Raw genomic sequence first — 1343 nt, forward strand, 5'->3', positions numbered from 1 at the left:
GTTGATAAACAAGACTTTTGGATGTGTTCGTTTTGTTTACAATACGATTTTGTATGCTGCGAATAAATTTTATGAAGAAACTGGAAAAAATAAAATAATTACACCTGCCAGTTTGAAAAGTGAAAACCAATTTTTGAAAGAAGTCGACAGTCTTGCACTTTCAAATGCTCAATTGAATGTAAAACGATCGTTTACGAATTTTTTTCAAAAGAGAGCGAAATTTCCAAGGTTCAAATCTAAAAAAAATAATGTTAAAAGTTATACGACAAATTGTGTGAATAGTTCGATACGAATTGAGGAAAACAAATATTTGGTTTTGCCAAAATTGAAAAGAATAAAATTAAAATATCATAGAGAAATACCGAAGGATTACAAGATAAAGTCAGTAACACTAACAAACAGTAATGGAAATTACTATGTTTCTATTTTGACGGAATTTGAAAAAGAAATACAAAAGGCAGCTAGTAATGATAAAGTAATAGGACTTGATTTTTCAATGTCTGAATTATTTGTCAGCTCTGAAAACCAAAGGGCTGATTATCCAAAATATTTTAGGATGTTGGAAGAAGAATTGAAAAAATTACAGAAATCATTATCGAGAAAAGTGAGATTTTCTAAAAATTGGTATAAGCAAAAATCGAAAATATCAAAATTGCATGAGTATATCAAGAATTGTCGAAGGGATTTTTTGCATAAATTATCGAAAAAATTGTCTGAAGAATATGATGCTGTGGTTGTTGAGGATTTGAATATGAAAGGGATGAGCCAGGCATTAAATTTTGGTAAAAGTGTAGGAGACAATGGGTGGGGAATGTTTTTGAAGATGCTTGAGTATAAACTGATGTTTTTAGGGAAACAATTTTTGAAGATAAATAAATGGTTTCCGTCATCGAAAACTTGTAGTAGATGTGGGAATGTTAAAGAGGAACTGAAATTATCAGAAAGAAGTTATAGATGTGAGTGCTGTGGAATTGAGATTGATAGGGATTATAATGCGGCACTGAATATAAAAAACATTGGGAAATTGATGTTGGAATATTAGAAAAATAAAAAAAGACAGGGTAGGAACTACCCAAAGAGCTTGGTAAATATATTTGGCTAGCAAAAGCAGGTACTTCCCAAGAAGCTCCCGCTTCTAAAAGCGGGAGTAGTTCACAGAGTTATTAAAAATTATAAGTCAATGATTCTCTTAAAAAAGGAATTAAGGATAGAGAAAAAGATAAAAACAAATGAAAGGAGAGTGTGATATTTATTATCATACAAATAAGATATGTCATATATTAAAGACCCAAAATCAATAGAAGTGAGAAGTTTTGAAATAATAACTGAAGGTTTGGCTGGGA

The 1343-nt window shown here is 30.4% G+C and carries 1 protein-coding gene; it reads left to right on the plus strand.

Translation table 11 applies throughout. The annotated features are described in order from the left end of the window. Nucleotide 1: 1 nt before the first annotated feature. A complete protein-coding gene (locus ACO409_RS10965) occupies nt 2-1042 on the plus strand; it encodes an RNA-guided endonuclease TnpB family protein (RefSeq protein ID WP_485557199.1) in 1041 nt (346 codons plus the stop codon). Nucleotides 1043-1343 lie beyond the last annotated feature (301 nt).

This window comes from Leptotrichia sp., from assembly GCF_057270615.1.